This is a genomic window from Nocardioides furvisabuli (assembly GCF_021083185.1).
In the GTDB taxonomy this organism is placed as follows: domain Bacteria; phylum Actinomycetota; class Actinomycetes; order Propionibacteriales; family Nocardioidaceae; genus Nocardioides; species Nocardioides furvisabuli.
In genome coordinates this window covers 135,543-150,782 of sequence record NZ_JAIGQB010000007.1, presented here as the reverse complement: position 1 = coordinate 150,782, position 15,240 = coordinate 135,543, and the positions used below count along the sequence as shown (strand labels likewise).

At 72.4% G+C, this 15,240-nt stretch carries 18 protein-coding genes; 8 read left to right on the top strand and 10 right to left on the bottom strand.

The genetic code is table 11. The features are described from left to right. Window position 1: 1 nt before the first annotated feature. Both K4G59_RS14725 and cobA read right to left on the bottom strand, forming a co-directional pair. Window positions 2-805: a TrmH family RNA methyltransferase gene (locus K4G59_RS14725; protein ID WP_231251818.1), complete on the bottom strand. Its 804-nt coding sequence runs from the start codon at window positions 803-805 to the stop codon at window positions 2-4. Continuing rightward, window positions 798-2,036 carry a uroporphyrinogen-III C-methyltransferase gene (gene cobA, locus K4G59_RS14720; protein ID WP_231251817.1) on the bottom strand — a complete coding sequence of 413 codons (1,239 nt, stop codon included), beginning with the start codon at window positions 2,034-2,036 and terminating at the stop codon, window positions 798-800. Before cobA ends, K4G59_RS14725 begins: the two co-directional genes overlap by 8 nt. A gap of 49 nt (window positions 2,037-2,085) precedes the next feature. Between cobA and K4G59_RS14715 the strand changes: the two genes are divergently transcribed. The 5 genes from K4G59_RS14715 (at window position 2,086) to K4G59_RS14695 (ending at window position 6,031) form a co-directional block, all read left to right on the top strand. Then, the gene (locus K4G59_RS14715) at window positions 2,086-2,607 is read left to right on the top strand and encodes a YbhB/YbcL family Raf kinase inhibitor-like protein (protein ID WP_231251816.1); all 522 of its coding nucleotides are present in this window, start codon (window positions 2,086-2,088) and stop codon (window positions 2,605-2,607) included. Window positions 2,608-2,793: 186 nt separating this feature from the next. Continuing rightward, window positions 2,794-3,351: a CAP domain-containing protein gene (locus K4G59_RS20550; protein ID WP_231251815.1), complete on the top strand. Its 558-nt coding sequence runs from the start codon at window positions 2,794-2,796 to the stop codon at window positions 3,349-3,351. Window positions 3,352-3,448: 97 nt separating this feature from the next. Continuing rightward, window positions 3,449-4,246, top strand: a complete 798-nt coding sequence (locus K4G59_RS14705) for an ABC transporter permease (protein WP_231251814.1) — start codon at window positions 3,449-3,451, stop codon at window positions 4,244-4,246. Beyond that, entirely contained in the window at window positions 4,239-5,072 is an 834-nt protein-coding gene (locus K4G59_RS14700; RefSeq protein ID WP_231251813.1) for an ABC transporter permease, read from the top strand. Before K4G59_RS14705 ends, K4G59_RS14700 begins: the two co-directional genes overlap by 8 nt. Window positions 5,073-5,077: 5 nt before the next feature. After that, window positions 5,078-6,031, top strand: a complete 954-nt coding sequence (locus K4G59_RS14695) for an ABC transporter ATP-binding protein (RefSeq protein WP_231251812.1) — start codon at window positions 5,078-5,080, stop codon at window positions 6,029-6,031. A 5-nt stretch (window positions 6,032-6,036) separates the two neighbouring features. Here K4G59_RS14695 and K4G59_RS20545 read toward each other — a convergent pair whose 3' ends face one another. Then, complete coding sequence (locus K4G59_RS20545; protein ID WP_231251811.1) at window positions 6,037-7,188, bottom strand: PP2C family protein-serine/threonine phosphatase; 1,152 nt, start codon at window positions 7,186-7,188, stop codon at window positions 6,037-6,039. A gap of 79 nt (window positions 7,189-7,267) precedes the next feature. Here K4G59_RS20545 and K4G59_RS14685 point away from each other — a divergent pair, with 79 nt between their 5' ends. Next, window positions 7,268-8,245, top strand: coding sequence for an alpha/beta hydrolase (locus K4G59_RS14685; protein WP_231251810.1), 978 nt, complete (start codon window positions 7,268-7,270; stop codon window positions 8,243-8,245). Between the two features lie 23 nt (window positions 8,246-8,268). Here the strand turns inward: K4G59_RS14685 and K4G59_RS14680 are convergent, their stop codons facing one another. From K4G59_RS14680 to K4G59_RS14665, 4 genes are read right to left on the bottom strand one after another with little or no spacing between them, the layout of a single operon-like run. After that, window positions 8,269-9,030: a sulfite exporter TauE/SafE family protein gene (locus K4G59_RS14680; RefSeq protein ID WP_231251809.1), complete on the bottom strand. Its 762-nt coding sequence runs from the start codon at window positions 9,028-9,030 to the stop codon at window positions 8,269-8,271. After that, window positions 9,027-10,184: an SPFH domain-containing protein gene (locus K4G59_RS14675; RefSeq protein WP_231251808.1), complete on the bottom strand. Its 1,158-nt coding sequence runs from the start codon at window positions 10,182-10,184 to the stop codon at window positions 9,027-9,029. The genes K4G59_RS14680 and K4G59_RS14675 overlap by 4 nt, the downstream gene beginning before the upstream one ends. A 52-nt stretch (window positions 10,185-10,236) precedes the next feature. Next, window positions 10,237-10,698, bottom strand: a complete 462-nt coding sequence (locus K4G59_RS14670) for an NfeD family protein (protein WP_231251807.1) — start codon at window positions 10,696-10,698, stop codon at window positions 10,237-10,239. A 17-nt stretch (window positions 10,699-10,715) separates the two neighbouring features. Next, on the bottom strand, window positions 10,716-11,522 hold the full coding sequence (locus tag K4G59_RS14665) for an ABC transporter ATP-binding protein (RefSeq protein WP_231251806.1): 807 nt from the start codon (window positions 11,520-11,522) through the stop codon (window positions 10,716-10,718). A 77-nt stretch (window positions 11,523-11,599) separates the two neighbouring features. Between K4G59_RS14665 and K4G59_RS14660 the strand changes: the two genes are divergently transcribed. After that, window positions 11,600-12,319, top strand: a complete 720-nt coding sequence (locus K4G59_RS14660; RefSeq protein WP_231251805.1) for an Rv1486c family protein — start codon at window positions 11,600-11,602, stop codon at window positions 12,317-12,319. 27 nt (window positions 12,320-12,346) lie between these two features. Here K4G59_RS14660 and K4G59_RS14655 read toward each other — a convergent pair whose 3' ends face one another. After that, window positions 12,347-12,568, bottom strand: coding sequence for a DUF805 domain-containing protein (locus K4G59_RS14655; RefSeq protein WP_231251804.1), 222 nt, complete (start codon window positions 12,566-12,568; stop codon window positions 12,347-12,349). Window positions 12,569-12,692: 124 nt separating this feature from the next. Here K4G59_RS14655 and serB point away from each other — a divergent pair, with 124 nt between their 5' ends. Then, entirely contained in the window at window positions 12,693-13,916 is a 1,224-nt protein-coding gene (gene serB / locus K4G59_RS14650) for a phosphoserine phosphatase SerB (RefSeq protein ID WP_231251803.1), read from the top strand. Here serB and K4G59_RS14645 read toward each other — a convergent pair. Together K4G59_RS14645 and K4G59_RS14640 are read right to left on the bottom strand one after the other, a co-directional pair. Next, on the bottom strand, window positions 13,909-14,691 hold the full coding sequence (locus K4G59_RS14645) for a putative protein N(5)-glutamine methyltransferase (protein ID WP_231251802.1): 783 nt from the start codon (window positions 14,689-14,691) through the stop codon (window positions 13,909-13,911). The genes serB and K4G59_RS14645 overlap by 8 nt on opposite strands. Continuing rightward, window positions 14,688-15,218 carry a SixA phosphatase family protein gene (locus K4G59_RS14640; protein WP_231251801.1) on the bottom strand — a complete coding sequence of 177 codons (531 nt, stop codon included), beginning with the start codon at window positions 15,216-15,218 and terminating at the stop codon, window positions 14,688-14,690. Before K4G59_RS14640 ends, K4G59_RS14645 begins: the two co-directional genes overlap by 4 nt. Window positions 15,219-15,240 lie beyond the last annotated feature (22 nt).

Genomic DNA, 15,240 nt, shown 5'->3' with positions numbered 1-15,240 from the left:
GTCAGCGGCGGGCCGCTGCGTAGCAGGCGACCGCGCTGGCCGCGGCGACGTTGAGCGAGTCGATGCCGGCCCGCATCGGGATGATCGCGCGCCGGTCGGCGGAGGCCTCCCACCGCGACGACAGCCCGTGGCCCTCGGAGCCGAGCACGAGCGCCAGCCGGTCGACACCGGCGACGGCGTCCTCGATCGGCACCGAGTCGGACGACAGGGTCAGCGCCACGGTGATGAAGCCGCGCGCCGACAGGTCCGGCAGGGCGTCGTACCAGTCGGGCAGGCGGGTCCAGGGCGTGGTGAACACCGCACCCATGCCGACCTTGATCGAGCGCCGGTAGAGCGGGTCGGCGCAGCGCGGCGCCAGCAGGACCGCGTCGAAGCCGAGGGCGGCGCCCGATCGGAAGACGGCACCGACGTTGGTGTGGTCGACGAGGTCCTCGAGGACCAGCACCGACCGCGCCTGGCCCAGCACGGCGTCGATCGCGGGCAGCGGTCGACGCTGGAGGGAGGCCAGCGCGCCGCGATGGACGTGGAAGCCCGTCACCTGCTCGATCAGCCGCTCGGGCATGACGTAGCACGGTCCGGCGCTCCGCGAGATGACGTCGTCGAGCCCCTCGAGCCAGCGCGGTGCCATCAGGAACGAGCGGGCGTCGTGGCCGGCCTCGACCGCACGGCGTACGACCTTCTCGCCCTCGGCGAGGAAGAGCCCGTGCTCGACCTCGAGGCTCTTGCGCAGCTCGACGTCGCGCAGGTCGCGGTAGTCGGCGAGGCGGGGGTCGTCGGGGTCGGTGATCTCGACGGTCTCAGGCACGTCCGTAGTGTGCCGGACGGGCCACCGCCACCACCTCGCCGATCACGATGATCGCGGGCGGGACCACCTCGTGGGCGGCGAGGTCGTCGGCCAGCGAGCCGAGCGTGCTGAGCACGGTGCGCTCGGTGGGCATGGTGCCGTCGACGATCACCGCGACCGGGGTGTCGCCCGCGCGTCCGCACTCGAGCAGCACCTCGGCGATGGCGGCAGCGTTGTCCACCGCCATCAGCAGCACCAGCGTCCCCCGCAGCCCGGCGACCGACTCCCACGCGACCAGTGACTCCGGGTGGCCCGGCGGCAGGTGGCCGGAGATGACCGTGAACTCGTGCGCCACGCCGCGGTGCGTGACGGGGATGCCGACGCGGGCCGGCACCGCGATGGCGGAGGTGAGGCCGGGGACGACGGTCACCGGCACCCCGGCGGCCGCGCACGCCTGGATCTCCTCGTAGCCGCGGCCGAAGACGAAGTTGTCGCCGCCCTTGAAGCGCACCACGCGCTTGCCCGCGAGCGCCCGGTCCACGATGACCTGGTTGATCTGGTCCTGGGAGGCCGACCGGCCGCGCGGCAGCTTGGCGACGTCGATGAGCTCGACGTGCGACCCGAGGCCGTCGAGGAGCTCGCGCGGCGCGAGCCGGTCGGCGACGACCACGTCGGCCGAGGCCAGGGCGTGGTGAGCCGCGACGGTGGCGAGCTCCGGCTCACCGGGACCGCCACCCACGAGCACCACGCCGGGCGTGCGGTCGTGGGCGTCGGCGGCACTCAGCTGGCCGTCGCGCAGCGCGGTGACGATGTCATCGCGCAGCGCCGCGGACTTCCGCGGCTCGCGGTTGCCCAGCACGCCGACCGTGACACTGCCGTGGTGGCCGACGGCCGGGGTCCAGGCGGACCCGCCGAGGGCATCGTCGGCGCGCACGCAGAAGGTGTGGCGCTGCTCGGCTGCGGTGGCCACGCGTGCGTTGACCTCCGGGTCGTCGGTGGCGGCGACGACGTACCACGCGCCGTCGAGGTCTGCCTCGGTGAACTCGCGCAGCACCAGGGTCAGCTCCCCGCCCAGCCCCTCGATCGCCGGGGTCACCTCCGGGCTCACCACCACCACGTCCGCGCCGGTCGCCAGGAACGTGGGGACGCGGCGCTGGGCGACGTGCCCGCCGCCGACCACGACCACCCGGCGTCCGGCCAGGACGAGCCCGGCCAGGTAGGGATGGGTCTCCGAGGAACCGTTGTCGAGCATGCTGCATTGTCTCTGGTCAGCGTCTTGGACCCGTGGCTAGGTTCGAGGAATGAGCATCGAGCGACCTGTCAGCCCGAACCCGTACGACTACCTGCCGGCGACCGCGTCCTTCACGGTCACCAGCGACGACGTCACCGATGGTGCGCCGCTCAAGGACGACCAGGTGGCCGCCCTCGGCAACACCTCGCCGCAGCTGAGCTGGTCGGGCGCGCCCGAGGGCACGAAGTCCTACGTCGTCACCTGCTTCGACCCCGACGCGCCGACCCCGAGCGGCTTCTGGCACTGGTGCCTGGTCGACGTCCCCGCCGACGTCTCCTCCCTCGACACCGGCGCCGCGGCCGGCGACCTGCCGGGCAAGGCCTTTCACGTGCGCAACGACGGCGGCGAGGCCGGCTTCATGGGTGCGGCGCCGCCGGAGGGCGACCAGCCGCACCGCTACTTCTTCGTGGTGCACGCCGTCCAGGACGAGTCGCTCGGCGTCGACGACAGCGCCTCCAACGCCGTCGTCTCCTTCAACCTCGCGTTCAAGACGCTGGGCCGCGCGATCATCCACGGCACCTACCAGCACTGATCCGCCTGCGCCCGTGCCCCTGGGGGCCCGGTGGTCCCGACCCCTGCGGTCCAGACCACCGGGCCCCCCTTTCCGGGTTCCGACATGCAGAAACGGTCAAACTGTTGTGATCCGTGGTGGGAGAACTCCCGAGATCTCCTCAAGATCCGACACCCCCGACCCGGATCCCGCACTGGAGGGACGACCGTGCGCCACCCCCGACCCCGCTCGCGACGGTCGCTGGCGCGCGCCGCCACCGCAGCGGCGCTCGGCGCGGTCGTGCTGGCCGGGCCGACCGGCGCGCTCGCCGCGACGTCCCGGTGGGAGCCTGCGGCACGGACCTGGTCGGTCCCCACCGTGCTCATCGGGGACCCCACGACCAGCCGGGACCGCGACCGGCTCGAGGACGCGCTGATGGTGCGGATCAACGACGCCCGGGCGGCGCTGGGCCTGCGCAAGATCTGGAACTTCGACGTCTGCACCGACGAGCTGGCCGAGCAGTGGGGCTCCCGCATCGCCCGCACCGGCGTCCTCTCGCACCGCGACCAGAGCGAGGTGATCCGCCGCTGCCGCCACGCGTGGGCCGGGGAGACGCTCGTGCGCGGCACCGCGCTGACCCCCGACGAGATGGTGCGGCTGTGGCTCGACTCCCCCGAACACCGCGCGATCCTGCTCAACCCGGACGCCCGTCGCGCCGGCGTGGCGATCACCGAGGATCCGCAGGGCCGGGTGGTCGGCGTGGTCAACCTGGTGCGGCACCGCTGACGCGAGGACACGCGCGCGTGCGCCGTACCCCTCACGTGTGAGACGATCCCCGGCCCCTCGTGGGTGGGCCGGGGATCGTTTCGCGAGAGGGGTACGGATGCTGCACGTCGCCGTGGCGTCACGCGCCTTCCGCCGCTACTCGACCTACCGCGCGGCCACCGTCGCGGGGGTCTTCACCAACTCCGTCTTCGGCGTCATCTACTCCTTCGCCTACCTCGCCCTCTGGAAGGCCAACCCCGACGCGGGCGGCTACGACGCCGTCGACGCGGTCACCTTCGTCTGGCTCGGCCAGGCGCTGCTGATGACCGTCGCGCTGTGGGGAGGGGGCGCCACCGACGACCTCGCCGAGCGGATCCGCACGGGCGACGTGGCCATCGACCTCTACCGGCCCGTCGACCTGGTCGGGTGGTACCTGGCGAGCGACCTCGGCCGGGCGGCGTACCACTTCCTCACCCGCGGTCTCGCTCCGACCGTCGTGGGGCTGCTGCTCTTCGACATCGCCCTGCCCGACTCCCCTGTCGCGGCGCTGGGCTTCGCGCTGAGCATCCCGCTGGCGGTCGTGGTCAGCTTCGCCATCCGGTTCCTCGTTGCATCGACCGCCTTCTGGCTGCTCGACGCCAGCGGTCCGCGCATCCTCACCGGCGCGCTCGCGATCTTCTTGAGCGGCATGTCGCTCCCGCTCGTGCTGTTCCCCGGCTGGCTCGGCACGCTCGCCGAGGCGCTCCCGTTCTCGGCGATGATCCAGGTCCCCAACGACATCTGGCTGGGGCGGCACACCGGGCTCGATCTGGTGGGCGCGCTGGCCTTCCAGGCGGGCTGGGCGATCGTGCTGCTGCTCGCCTGCCGGCTCGTGCTGGCACTCGCGACCCGCAAGCTGGTGGTGCAGGGTGGCTGAGACCTCGACGACCCCGGCGAGCGCGCGGTCGTGGCACCCGGTCGCACGCTACGGCGACATGGCGCGGCTGTGGGTCCGCGCGGAGCTGTCCTACCCGGCGTCCTTCGCGATGCTCGTCGTGGGCAGCATGCTGATCAACGCCCTCGACTTCGCCGGCATCGCGATCATGTTCTCCAGCATCGACTCGCTCGGCGGTTTCGGCCTGCGCGAGATCGCCCTGCTCTACGGCGCGACCGGCGTCGGCATCGGCATCGCCGACACGCTCATCGGCAGCGTCGAGCGCATCGGCGAGTTCATCCGCACCGGCCGCCTCGACCAGATGCTCACCAAGCCGGTGCCCCTGCTCGTCCAGGTCTGCTCCGACCGCTTCACGCTGCGCCGGCTCGGGCGCATCACCCAGGCGGGCGTCGTGATGGCGTGGGCGCTGCCGGTCGTGGACTGGACGCCCTCGCGCGTGCTGGTGGCGGTGCTGATGGTGCTCAGCTCGAGCGCGCTCTTCTTCGGCCTGTTCGTCCTCTTCAGCTGCGTCCAGTTCTGGACGAGCGACGCCAGTGAGTTCGCCAACGCCTTCACCTACGGCGGGAACACGCTCACGCAGTACCCCCTCACGGTCTTCCCCCGCGAGCTGGCCATCGCGCTGACCGTCGTGCTGCCCATCGCCTTCGTCAACTGGTACCCGTGCCTCTACCTCCTCGGCCGGTCCGACCCCTTCGGCTTCCCCGCGTGGCTGCAGTTCTGCTCGCCCCTGGCCGCGTCCGTCGTCGTGGCCGCCGCCCTCCTCGTCTGGCGCACCGGCGTGCGCCGCTACACCTCCACCGGGAGCTGAGCCCCATGCCACTGATCGACGTCTCCGGCCTCGAGCGCACCTTCGTCGTACGCCGTCGCGCGGGCTTCGTGCGCCGCACGCGCTCCGAGGTGCGCGCGGTCCACGACCTGACCTTCTCGGTGGAGACCGGCGAGATGGTCGGCTACATCGGCCCCAACGGTGCGGGGAAGTCCACGACGATCAAGATGCTGACCGGCATCCTCGTCCCGACCGCGGGCTCGCTGCGGGTGGCCGGCCTCGACCCGAGCCGGCAGCGCACGCAGCTCGCCCAGCGCATCGGCGTGGTCTTCGGCCAGCGCACGACCCTGTGGTGGGACCTGCCGCTGCGCGACTCCTTCGAGCTGCTGCGCAAGATCTACCGCATCCCCGACGCGCGCTACCGCGAGAACCTCGACCGCTTCGTGGAGCTGCTCGACCTCGGTGACCAGCTCGACACGCCCGTGCGCCAGCTCAGCCTGGGCCAGCGGATGCGCGGCGACATCACCGCGGCCCTGCTCCACGACCCCGAGATCCTCTACCTCGACGAGCCGACCATCGGGCTCGACGTGGTGAGCAAGGGCCGGCTGCGCGAGTTCCTGCGCGCCCTCAACGCCGAGCGCAGCACCACGCTGCTCCTCACCACGCACGACCTCCAGGACATCGAGGCACTGTGCGACCGGGTGATCGTGATCGACCACGGCACGTCGGTGTACGACGGCTCGCTCGGCGGGCTGCACGCCCAGGGCGGGTCGAGCCGCACCCTGGTCGTCGACCTGGTCGACGAGGGCCCGCCCATCGACGTACCGGGCGCGTGGGTGAGGAAGGTCGAGGGTCCGCGGCAGTGGCTGTCGTTCCCGACCGAGGCGAGCGCGGCCCCCGTCGTGGCCGCAGTGGCGGCGGCGTACGACGTGGCGGACCTGTCGATCCAGGAGCCCGACATCGAGGACGTCATCCGCGACCTCTACTCCCGCGGCGCCTGACGCGGTCAGCCGCCCAGGGCGCGGCTGCGCTCGGAGTCGCGCTCCGGCGAGGTCAGCGGCTGGCGCTCGAGGACCAGCATCGCGCGGTCGTCGTCGCCGCGCGGGACCTTCTTCAGGACCCGCTTCGGCATGCCGGTGAAGCCGCGCGCGTCCACCGCCTGGAGGGCGACCTGGCGCAGCCAGTCGATGCCGTCGTCGAGGTCGCGTCCGGCCGTCTCGATGACGCCGTCGGTGTAGAACATCAGCGCCTCGCCGGGGCGCAGGCGACCGTGGCTGGGGGTGAAGTCGGCCTCCTCGATCACGCCCAGGGCCATGCCGCGCGCGTTGTCGACCGACCACCCCCGCTGCCCGAGGTGCCAGTGCAGCGCGGGCGGGTGGCCGGCGCTGGTGATCGTGTAGTCGCCGGTGACCAGGTCGACCTTGATGTGCACGGCGGTGGCCAGTGACTCGTCGGACTCCTGGCGGAGCAGGAAGTTGTTCGCCGCCGCCATCAGCTCGGCCGGCGGCAGCGCGCCGATCAGGCCGCCCAGGGCGCCGGCGAACTGCAGCGCCTGGGGACCCACGGACGTGCCCTTGCCGCACACGTCGACGAGCGCCATCTCGAGCCACCTGCCCTCGCGGAGGTCCGCGACGAGGAAGTCGCCGGCGTAGCTGGGCCCGTTGGCGGTGATGGTGGCCGACTGCGAGCGCCACCCCTCCGGCAGGGGCGGCACCACGCCCTGACGCTGCAGGCGGTCGCGCAGCTGGGTCAGCACGGCCTCGCTCAGCGCCATCGGCAGGCCTGATCGCTGGCGGCTGGACTGGTAGAGCGCGAGGACGATCGCCACGGCGAAGATGAGCAGCGCCGACGCGCGGCTCGGGGCGGCGAAGCTGGTCTCGACGGACGTCCACACCGAGACACCGAGGAGGACCGTGACCAGCACGACCAGCGGCAGGAAGCGCAGCAGCATCGTCCCGAGCATCAGGAAGAAGAACCAGAGCGACACCGGCACGATCACCTGCAGCAGGGAGCCGATCACCACGGCCAGCGCCACGAGGGCCAGGAGCACGAGGAGCAGGAACGCCTGGCTGCCGCGCGAGCCGGTGCGCCAGCCCTCCACCCGCTGGCGGACGTAGGCCCCGCACGCGCGCATCACCGCTCCGACCGTTCCCGACACGTCCGAAGGCTAGGGCTTGGGCAACCTTCGCCGCGCGAGAACCGGGATATCCGCCGAGGTGCCTCGCTAGGCTCCGGACATGCCGCTGGAACCCCTGCAGGCCGACGTCCTCGGGCCGGACTACCGGGTCGAGACGTTCTCCCTCCCACCCGACGACGAGGGCCCCGTCGTCGCCACCCTGGTCACGCTCGAGCCGGCTCGCCCCAACGGCTGCGCGGTGCTCCACGTCCACGGCTTCGCGGACTACTTCTTCCACGACGAGTACGCCCGCTGGTGGGCCGACCGCGGCTACACCTTCTACGCCATCGACCTGCGCAAGTACGGCCGGTCGCTGCGCGAGCACCAGACACCTCACTACGTCAGCGACCTGGCGGAGTACTTCGGTGAGATCGACCTGGCCTGGTGGCGCATCACCCAGCGCGACGGGTTCACCGACGTCATCGCCTCCGGCCACTCCACCGGCGGGCTGACACTGCCGCTCTGGGTCCACGAGCGGCGGCCCCCCGAGCTCCGGGCGCTGGTGCTGAACTCGCCGTGGTTCGACATGCAGGGAGCAGCCTGGCTGCGGAGCCCGGCCACGCGGGTGGCGCTCGAGCGGCTGGGCGCCAGGCGACCCATGCAACCCATCCCCCGGAAGGTCGACGACGTCTACGGCCGGACACTGCACCGCGAGCACGGCGGTGAGTGGGACTACGACCTCGACTGGAAGCCGCTGCAGTCCCGCCCGGTCTACATCGGCTGGCTGCGCGCGGTCCGCCGTGGCCACGCGCAGCTGCACGCCGGCCTCGACGTCGCCTGCCCCACGCTGGTGCTGTCCTCAGCGCGCTCCTGGTTCGGCCCGCAGACCGACGAGACCGCCACGACCCACGACATCGTGCTGGACGTGCAGCAGATCCGGAAGTGGGCCTCGTCGGTCGGTCGCCACGTCACCTCGGTGGCCGTGGAGGGCGCGATCCACGACGTCGTGCTCTCGCGCCCCGAGGTCCGGGCGACGGCGTACGCCGCCCTCGACACGTGGCTGCGCGCGTGGGTGGAGCCGCCCTCGGCGCTCGAGTAGCACGCGAGCGCCGGCGAGCGCCCTCAGACGAGCAGGGCCACCAGCGCGGTGAGGCCGACGACCGCGATCACGGCGCGCAGCAGGGACGCCGGGAGGCGTCGGCCCACCGTCGCGCCGAGCTGTCCGCCGATCACCGAGCCGAGGGCGATGAGCCCGGCGACCTCCCAGTCGACCTCGGCGACGGCGATGAAGACCAGCGCCGCGACAGCGTTGACGATGAGGGCGAGCACGTTCTTGGTGGCGGTGTGGCGCTGCATCGAGTCGGCCACACCGATCCCGAGCACGGCCATGAGCAGCACGCCCTGCGCGGCGCCGAAGTAGCCGCCGTACACGCCCGTCGCGGCGACCGCCGGCCAGACCCACCAGACACCGTGGTCGGGGATGCCGCCGCGCGCCTCCGCTCGGGCGGCGACGGCCCGCTGCACGCGCGGCCCGATGACGACGAGCACGACGCCCAGCAGGATCAGCACCGGCACGATCGCGTCGAACGCCGCCGACGGCAGCCACAGCAGGAGCACGGCGCCGAGGATGCCGCCGAGCAGGGACGCCGAGCCGAGGCGCAGCACGCGGGAGCGCTGGCCGGCGAGCTCGCGGCGGTAGCCGAAGACCCCCGACATGCTGCCGGGCACGAGGCCGACGGTGTTGCTCACGTTGGCGGTCACGGGCGGTACGCCGAACGCCAGCAGGGTCGGGAACGTGATCAACGTTCCCGACCCCACCACGGTGTTGATGGTGCCGGCCGCCACTCCTGCGAGGGCGATCAGCGCTGCTTCGACGGGACTCACTGGCCGGCGGGTGCCTCCGGGTCAGTGGGAGCGGCCGGGTCCGTGGGAGCGGCCGGCTCGGCGCTCGAACCCCCCTCGAGCTTGCGGGCGCCCTTGCCCGGGTTCGCGGCGTTCTCGGCCTCGGCGATGGCCTGCTGGACCGCCTCGCTGGTGGCCTGCGTGTCCGGCTCCGCCGACGATCGCGGCAGCTGCGGCTCGGTCGGACCCATGTCCACGCGCTTGCTGGGCGTGGCGTCCTTCGGGATGCCGGCGATCTCGTGGATCGAGGAGCCGAGCCCCTCCATCGCCTTGGTGATCTCCGAGGGGATGACCCACACCTTGTTGGCCGAGCCCTCGGCGATCTTGGGCATCATCTGGAGGTACTGGTAGGCGAGCAGCGACTGGTCCGGGCGCCCGTCGTGGATGGCCTGGAACACGGTCTGGATGGCCTGGCCCTCGCCCTGGGCGCGCAGGATCTGCGCCTCACGGTCCGCCTGCGCCCGCAGGATCTGCGACTCACGGTCACCCTCGGCGGAGAGGATCGACGACTGCTTCTCACCCTCGGCGGTCAGGATCGCTGCCTGGCGCCCACCCTCGGCCGTGAGGATCTGCGCCCTCTTGTCGCGGTCGGCCCGCATCTGCTTCTCCATCGAGTCCTTGATGGAGGGCGGCGGGTCGATGCCCTTGAGCTCCACCCGGTTGACCCGGATGCCCCACTTGCCGGTCGCCTCGTCGAGCACCCCACGCAGGCGGGTGTTGATCTCGTCGCGGGAGGTCAGCGTCTCCTCGAGGTCCATGCCACCGACGATGTTGCGCAGGGTGGTCATCGTGAGCTGCTCGACGGCCTGGATGTAGTTGGCGATCTCGTAGGTCGCCGCCACCGGGTCGGTGACCTGGAAGTAGATGACGGTGTCGATCGACACCACCAGGTTGTCCTCGGTGATCACCGGCTGGGGCGGGAAGCTCACGACCTGCTCACGCAGGTCGATGAGGTAGCGCACCCGGTCGACGAACGGCACGACGATGTTGAGTCCGGCCGGAAGCGTGCCCTTGTACTTGCCGAAGCGCTCGACGATGGCCGCGCGTGCCTGGGGCACGATCCGGACCGTCTTGGCGAGCATCACGACGACGAAGAGGACGATGAGCGCGAACAGGACCAGCAGTGCTGTTCCCATGGGTTCTCCCCCGATCTTGGTGTGTGCGAGTGGTGCAGGAGTGCAGCCCAGCTCAGGACTCGAGCGTGGCCACCGGGTGGACGTAGGCGGTGGCGCCCTTGATCTGGAGGATCTCCACCGTCTCCCCCGGCGCGATGCGGAGGTTCTCGTCGTAGGGCAGCGCGGTCCAGATCTCACCACCGACCTTGATCCGCCCCGGGGCCAGGCCGGTGATCTCCTCGGTGACCATGCCGCGGGTGCCGACGAGCTTGCCGTGGCCGAGCGAGAGCTCAGGGCCACCGTGCAGCTTCTTGACGAACGCAGGCCGGACGAAGGCGAGCATCGCGACGGAGGCGACGAGCGCTGCGAGGATCTGCGCGACGAACGGGAGGCCCACCAGGGCCGCCACCATGCCGATCACGGCGCCGGCGGCCAGCATCGCCAGGATGAGGTCGAGGCTGAACATCTCGGCGACGCCGAGCGCGATCGACAGCGCCAGCCAGGTCTCCCAGAGGTGGTCGCGGATCCAGTCCATGTCCCGACCCTATCCAGTCACTGATCGAGGACGCGCCGAGGCGCACGTCGCCGCGCGGCGAACCGGTCGTCCGCCCGGCTCAGCAGGAGAGGCATGCCGAAGGTCTCCGACAGCGTCTCGGCGGTGACGACGTCCTCCACCGGTCCTGCGTCGACCACACGGCCCTCCCGCAGGAGCAGGGCGTGGGTGAAGCCCGGCGGGATCTCCTCGACGTGGTGGGACACCAGCACGGTCGCCGGCGAGTCGGGGTCGAGCGCGACGTCGGACAGGGTGGCGACGAGGTCCTCGCGACCACCGAGGTCGAGCCCGGCCGCCGGCTCGTCGAGCAGCAGCAGCTCGGGGTCGGTCATCAGCGCGCGGGCGATCTGCACCCGCTTGCGCTCCCCCTCGCTGAGGGTGCCGAAGGTGCGCTCCAGCAGGTGGGCAGCACCGACCTCGGCGAGGAGGTCGGCGGCGCGGTCGTGGTCGAGGTCGGCGTAGTGCTCGCGCCAACGGCCGACCACGCCGTAGGAGGCGGAGACGACCACGTCCCTGACCAGCTCGTCCCTCGGGATCCGGTCGGCGAGCGCCGCACTGGTCAGCCCGATGCGCGGGCGCAGCTCGAAGACGTCGGTGGTGCCGAGCACCTCGTCGAGGATTCCCGCGACCCCCGAGGTCGGGTGCAGCTGGGCCGCGGCGACCTGGAGCAGGGTCGTCTTGCCGGCGCCGTTGGGGCCGAGCACCACCCAGCGCTCGTCCTCCTCGACCTCCCAGCTCACCTCGTCGAGCAGCAGCGCCCTGCCACGGCGCACCGTGACTCCCGCGAACTCGATGACGGCGACCACGTCGTCACCCTATCCAGCAGCAGGCGCGCCGCCGGACCGGACACGTCGGTCGTGCGTGGCCGAGTAGCCTCGCCCCGATGTCGACCGCCTCCTCGGGCCACGTAGTGGCCCTGCCCCACTCCGCCACCCTGGCCTGGTGGCTGACGGCGTGGTTGCGTGGGCACGAGCAGACCGACCACGTGCTCGACGTGCTGGCCGAGGACACCCACCTCCTCGAGGGCGGCTCGGCTCTGGACCTGCTCGTCCGAGCACGCGCCAGCGGGGCCACGTCCGCCGGACTGGCGCTGCCGGTCGACGGCGACCCGCTCGGCCTGGGCGGGCCGCGGGACTTCAACGCCGCCGCGCTGGAGGCCGGCCAGGCGGTCGTCGCCGGGGACCTGGGCCTCGTGCCGGTGGAGCACGGCGAGACGGTGCAGTGGCGGATCTTCCAGGCCGGCCCGCGCCAGCTGCCCGACGTGGGTGAGGCCGACCGCGGACTGAGGGAGGCGCTGGTCTCGACCGCCGGCGACCTCGCCGACCTCGATGTGGCGAAGTGGCGGCCCGAGGCCGCGGACGCACTGATGAACCTCCACCACCGTCCCGCCCTCGAGGCACCGCTCGGCACCCCGGCGCGGTGCGCGGACCTCGCTGCGCGCGGGCTCCAGGCGTGGGCGATCGTGGACCTCGCGCTCGACGACGACGGCGGCGCGCTGTCGTCGTACGAGGTGCAGCGCCGTCGGGGGCTGCTGCAGCCCCTCGGCCGCGCCGCGCGTCGCGCCGTCGTGGCGGCGTGCTCGCCCGAGGTGTGGCCGCCCTAGCGACCACGCCCCCGCACGTGGTGCAGGTCAGTCGCCGTACTGGCCGCTGCCGTAGGGCGCCGCAGGCGGCTGGTAGCCCCCGCTGGTGCCGTGCTTGGGGTCGGGGCCGTACTGGTTGTCCCCGGCCTCGGTGTCGGTGCAGTACCAGACGATCAGCAGGATCCAGCCGACGATCGGGATGATCCCGATCAGGATCCACCAGCCGCTGCGACCAGTGTCGTGCAGGCGTCGCACGGGTCGGACCGCCACCGGTGCCGAACGTAGGGCATGCGCGCCGTCTCGGGCCAGCACCGCCGGGCGCACGGGACCGTGTCGGACCGATCGGCGGACTCCCCCGCGGACCGGGCACCTGCCCGACTAGCCTCTCCCCACCATGGAAGACGAGCCGAAGACCCTCCTGGTCACGCTCACGGGCAAGGACCGTCCCGGCGTCACCTCCGCGATCTTCGCCGCGCTGGCCGCGGCCGGGGTCGAGGTCGTCGACATCGAGCAGATCGTGCTGCGACGGCGGCTGGTGCTCGGCATCCTCGTGACCGCGCCGCGGGACTGGAAGAAGCTGCGCGACGTCATCGTGCGCACCGCCGAGGAGCTCGACATGAGCGTCGAGGTCGAGCGGGGGGCCGGCGACAACCGCAGCCGCGCCGGCGACCGGTCGCACATCACCCTGATCGGCAACCCGCTGCGCGCCTCCGCGATGTCGGCCATCGCCGGCCGCATCGCCGACTCGGGCGCCAACATCGACAAGATCGAGCGGATGGCGCGCTACCCCGTCACCGCGATCGAGATGCACGTCTCCGGCGCCCCCGCCGACCGGCTCCGCCCGCTGCTCGCTGCCGAAGCGGTCAAGCAGGGCATCGACCTGGCGGTGCAGCGCGACTCGCTGCACCGTCGTGGCATCCGTCTGATCGTGATGGACGTCGACTCCACCCTCATCCAGGGCGAGGTGATCGAGATGATCGCCGCGCACGCCGGCCAGGAGGCGGAGGTGGCCCGGGTGACCGAGGCGGCCATGCGCGGCGAGCTCGACTTCGAGCAGTCGCTGCGCGAACGCGTGGCGCTGCTCGCGGGCGTGCCGGCCTCGGCGCTCGAGGACGTCTACTCCTCTGTCGTGCTCGCGCCCGGCGCCCGCACGATGGTGCGGACCCTGCGCCGGCTGGGCTACCGCTTCGCGATCGTCTCCGGCGGCTTCACCCAGATCACCGACCGGCTCGCCGAGGACCTCGGCATCCACTTCGCCCGGGCCAACGAGCTCGAGATCGTGGATGGCGTGCTGACCGGGCGGATCGTGGGCGACGTCGTCGACCGCGCAGGGAAGGCCACCGCGCTGCGCGAGTTCGCCGCCGAGGTCGGCGTACCGCTCGATGCGGTGATCGCCATCGGCGACGGCGCCAACGACCTCGACATGATCAACGCCGCCGGACTCGGCATCGCCTACAACGCCAAGCCGATGGTGCGCGACGCCGCCGACACGGCCGTCAACGTGCCCTACCTCGACGCGATCCTCTACCTGCTCGGCATCTCGCGCGAGCAGATCGAGGAGGCCGACGCGGCCGCCGGCATCGTCACCCCGGCACCCCCGCTGGAGGAGATCAGCTGAGCGGTCGCTCGCCGAGCGCCACGCAACCACCGACCTCGTCGTCGGTGACGACGTCCGTCAGCAGCCCCGAGCCGGTCATCGCTGCGATCGTCAGGTCGGACTGCGCGTCGCTGGTCTCGACGAGCAGGACCCCGCCGGGCGCCAGCCAGTCCGCCGCGCCGGCCGCGAGCCGCCGGTGCAGGTCGGCGCCGTCGGGTCCGCCGTCCAGCGCGACGACGGGCTCGTGGTCGCGCGCCTCGGACGGCATCGTCGCGATCAGGCCGGAGGGGACGTACGGCGCATTGGCCGCGATCACGTCGACGAGGCCGCGGAGACGGTGCGGCAGCGCGTCGTAGAGGTCGCCGAGGTGCAGGTCCGCCGCCTGCGCGTTCGTGCGTGCGCACGCCAGCGCTGAGGTGCTCACGTCCGCGGCGTGGACCTCCGCCCCACGTCCGTCGAGGGCTGCCGCCACCGGGGCGACCCCACAGCACATCTCGACGACCACGGGCGGCGCCCCGTGGGCGATCCGTCGGTCCGCGACCTGCGCGAGCGCGAGGCGGGCCAGCAGCTCCGTCCGGCGCCTCGGGACGAAGACGCCGGGAGCGACGGCGAGCCGCCGGCCGAGGAACTCCACCCACCCGAGCACGGTCTCCAACGGCTCGCCAGCGGCCCGTCGGGCGACCAGCACCTCGAGCTCGACGGGTGTCGCGGCCGCCGCCTCGAGCGCCACCGCCTCGTCCTCGGCCCAGACGCACCCGGCGGCGCGCAGGCGCGCCACCACGAGCGGATCGGTCATCCGTGGCCGGGGTGGAAGGCCTCGATGCGACCGGTGCCCGGACCGAGGTCGGTCCAGCCGACCTCGACGGTGAAGACCGCGAGGGCGGACGTGGGGAAGCCTCGGGTCACCAGCCCCGTGGTGGCCTCGAGGTCACCTTCCCCGTCGTCGATCAGCTCGGCGATGTAGGCCATCGTCGGGTTGTGCCCGACGACCACGAGCGTCCGCGTGTCCGCGTCGACCTCGCGGATGAGGTCGAAGGCCGAGTCGGCCCCGGCGGCGTAGAGGGCGGCGGAGAGATCCGCCTCGAGGTCCCAGCCGGCCGCGTCGGTGACGTGCTCCCAGGTCTCGCGGGTCCGCTGCGCGTCCGAGACGAGTGCCGCGTCGGGCTCGATCCCCCGCTCGCGCAGCCACCGACCGACCTGCTGGGCATCGGCCCGTCCACGGGGCGCGAGCCCCCGCTCGTGGTCCGACGGGGCCGTCGCGACCGCCTTCGCATGCCGCATCACCACCAGCCGCCGCATCTCGTCTCCCCTCGACTGCTGCATCTGTCCACCCTTCCAGCCGCTA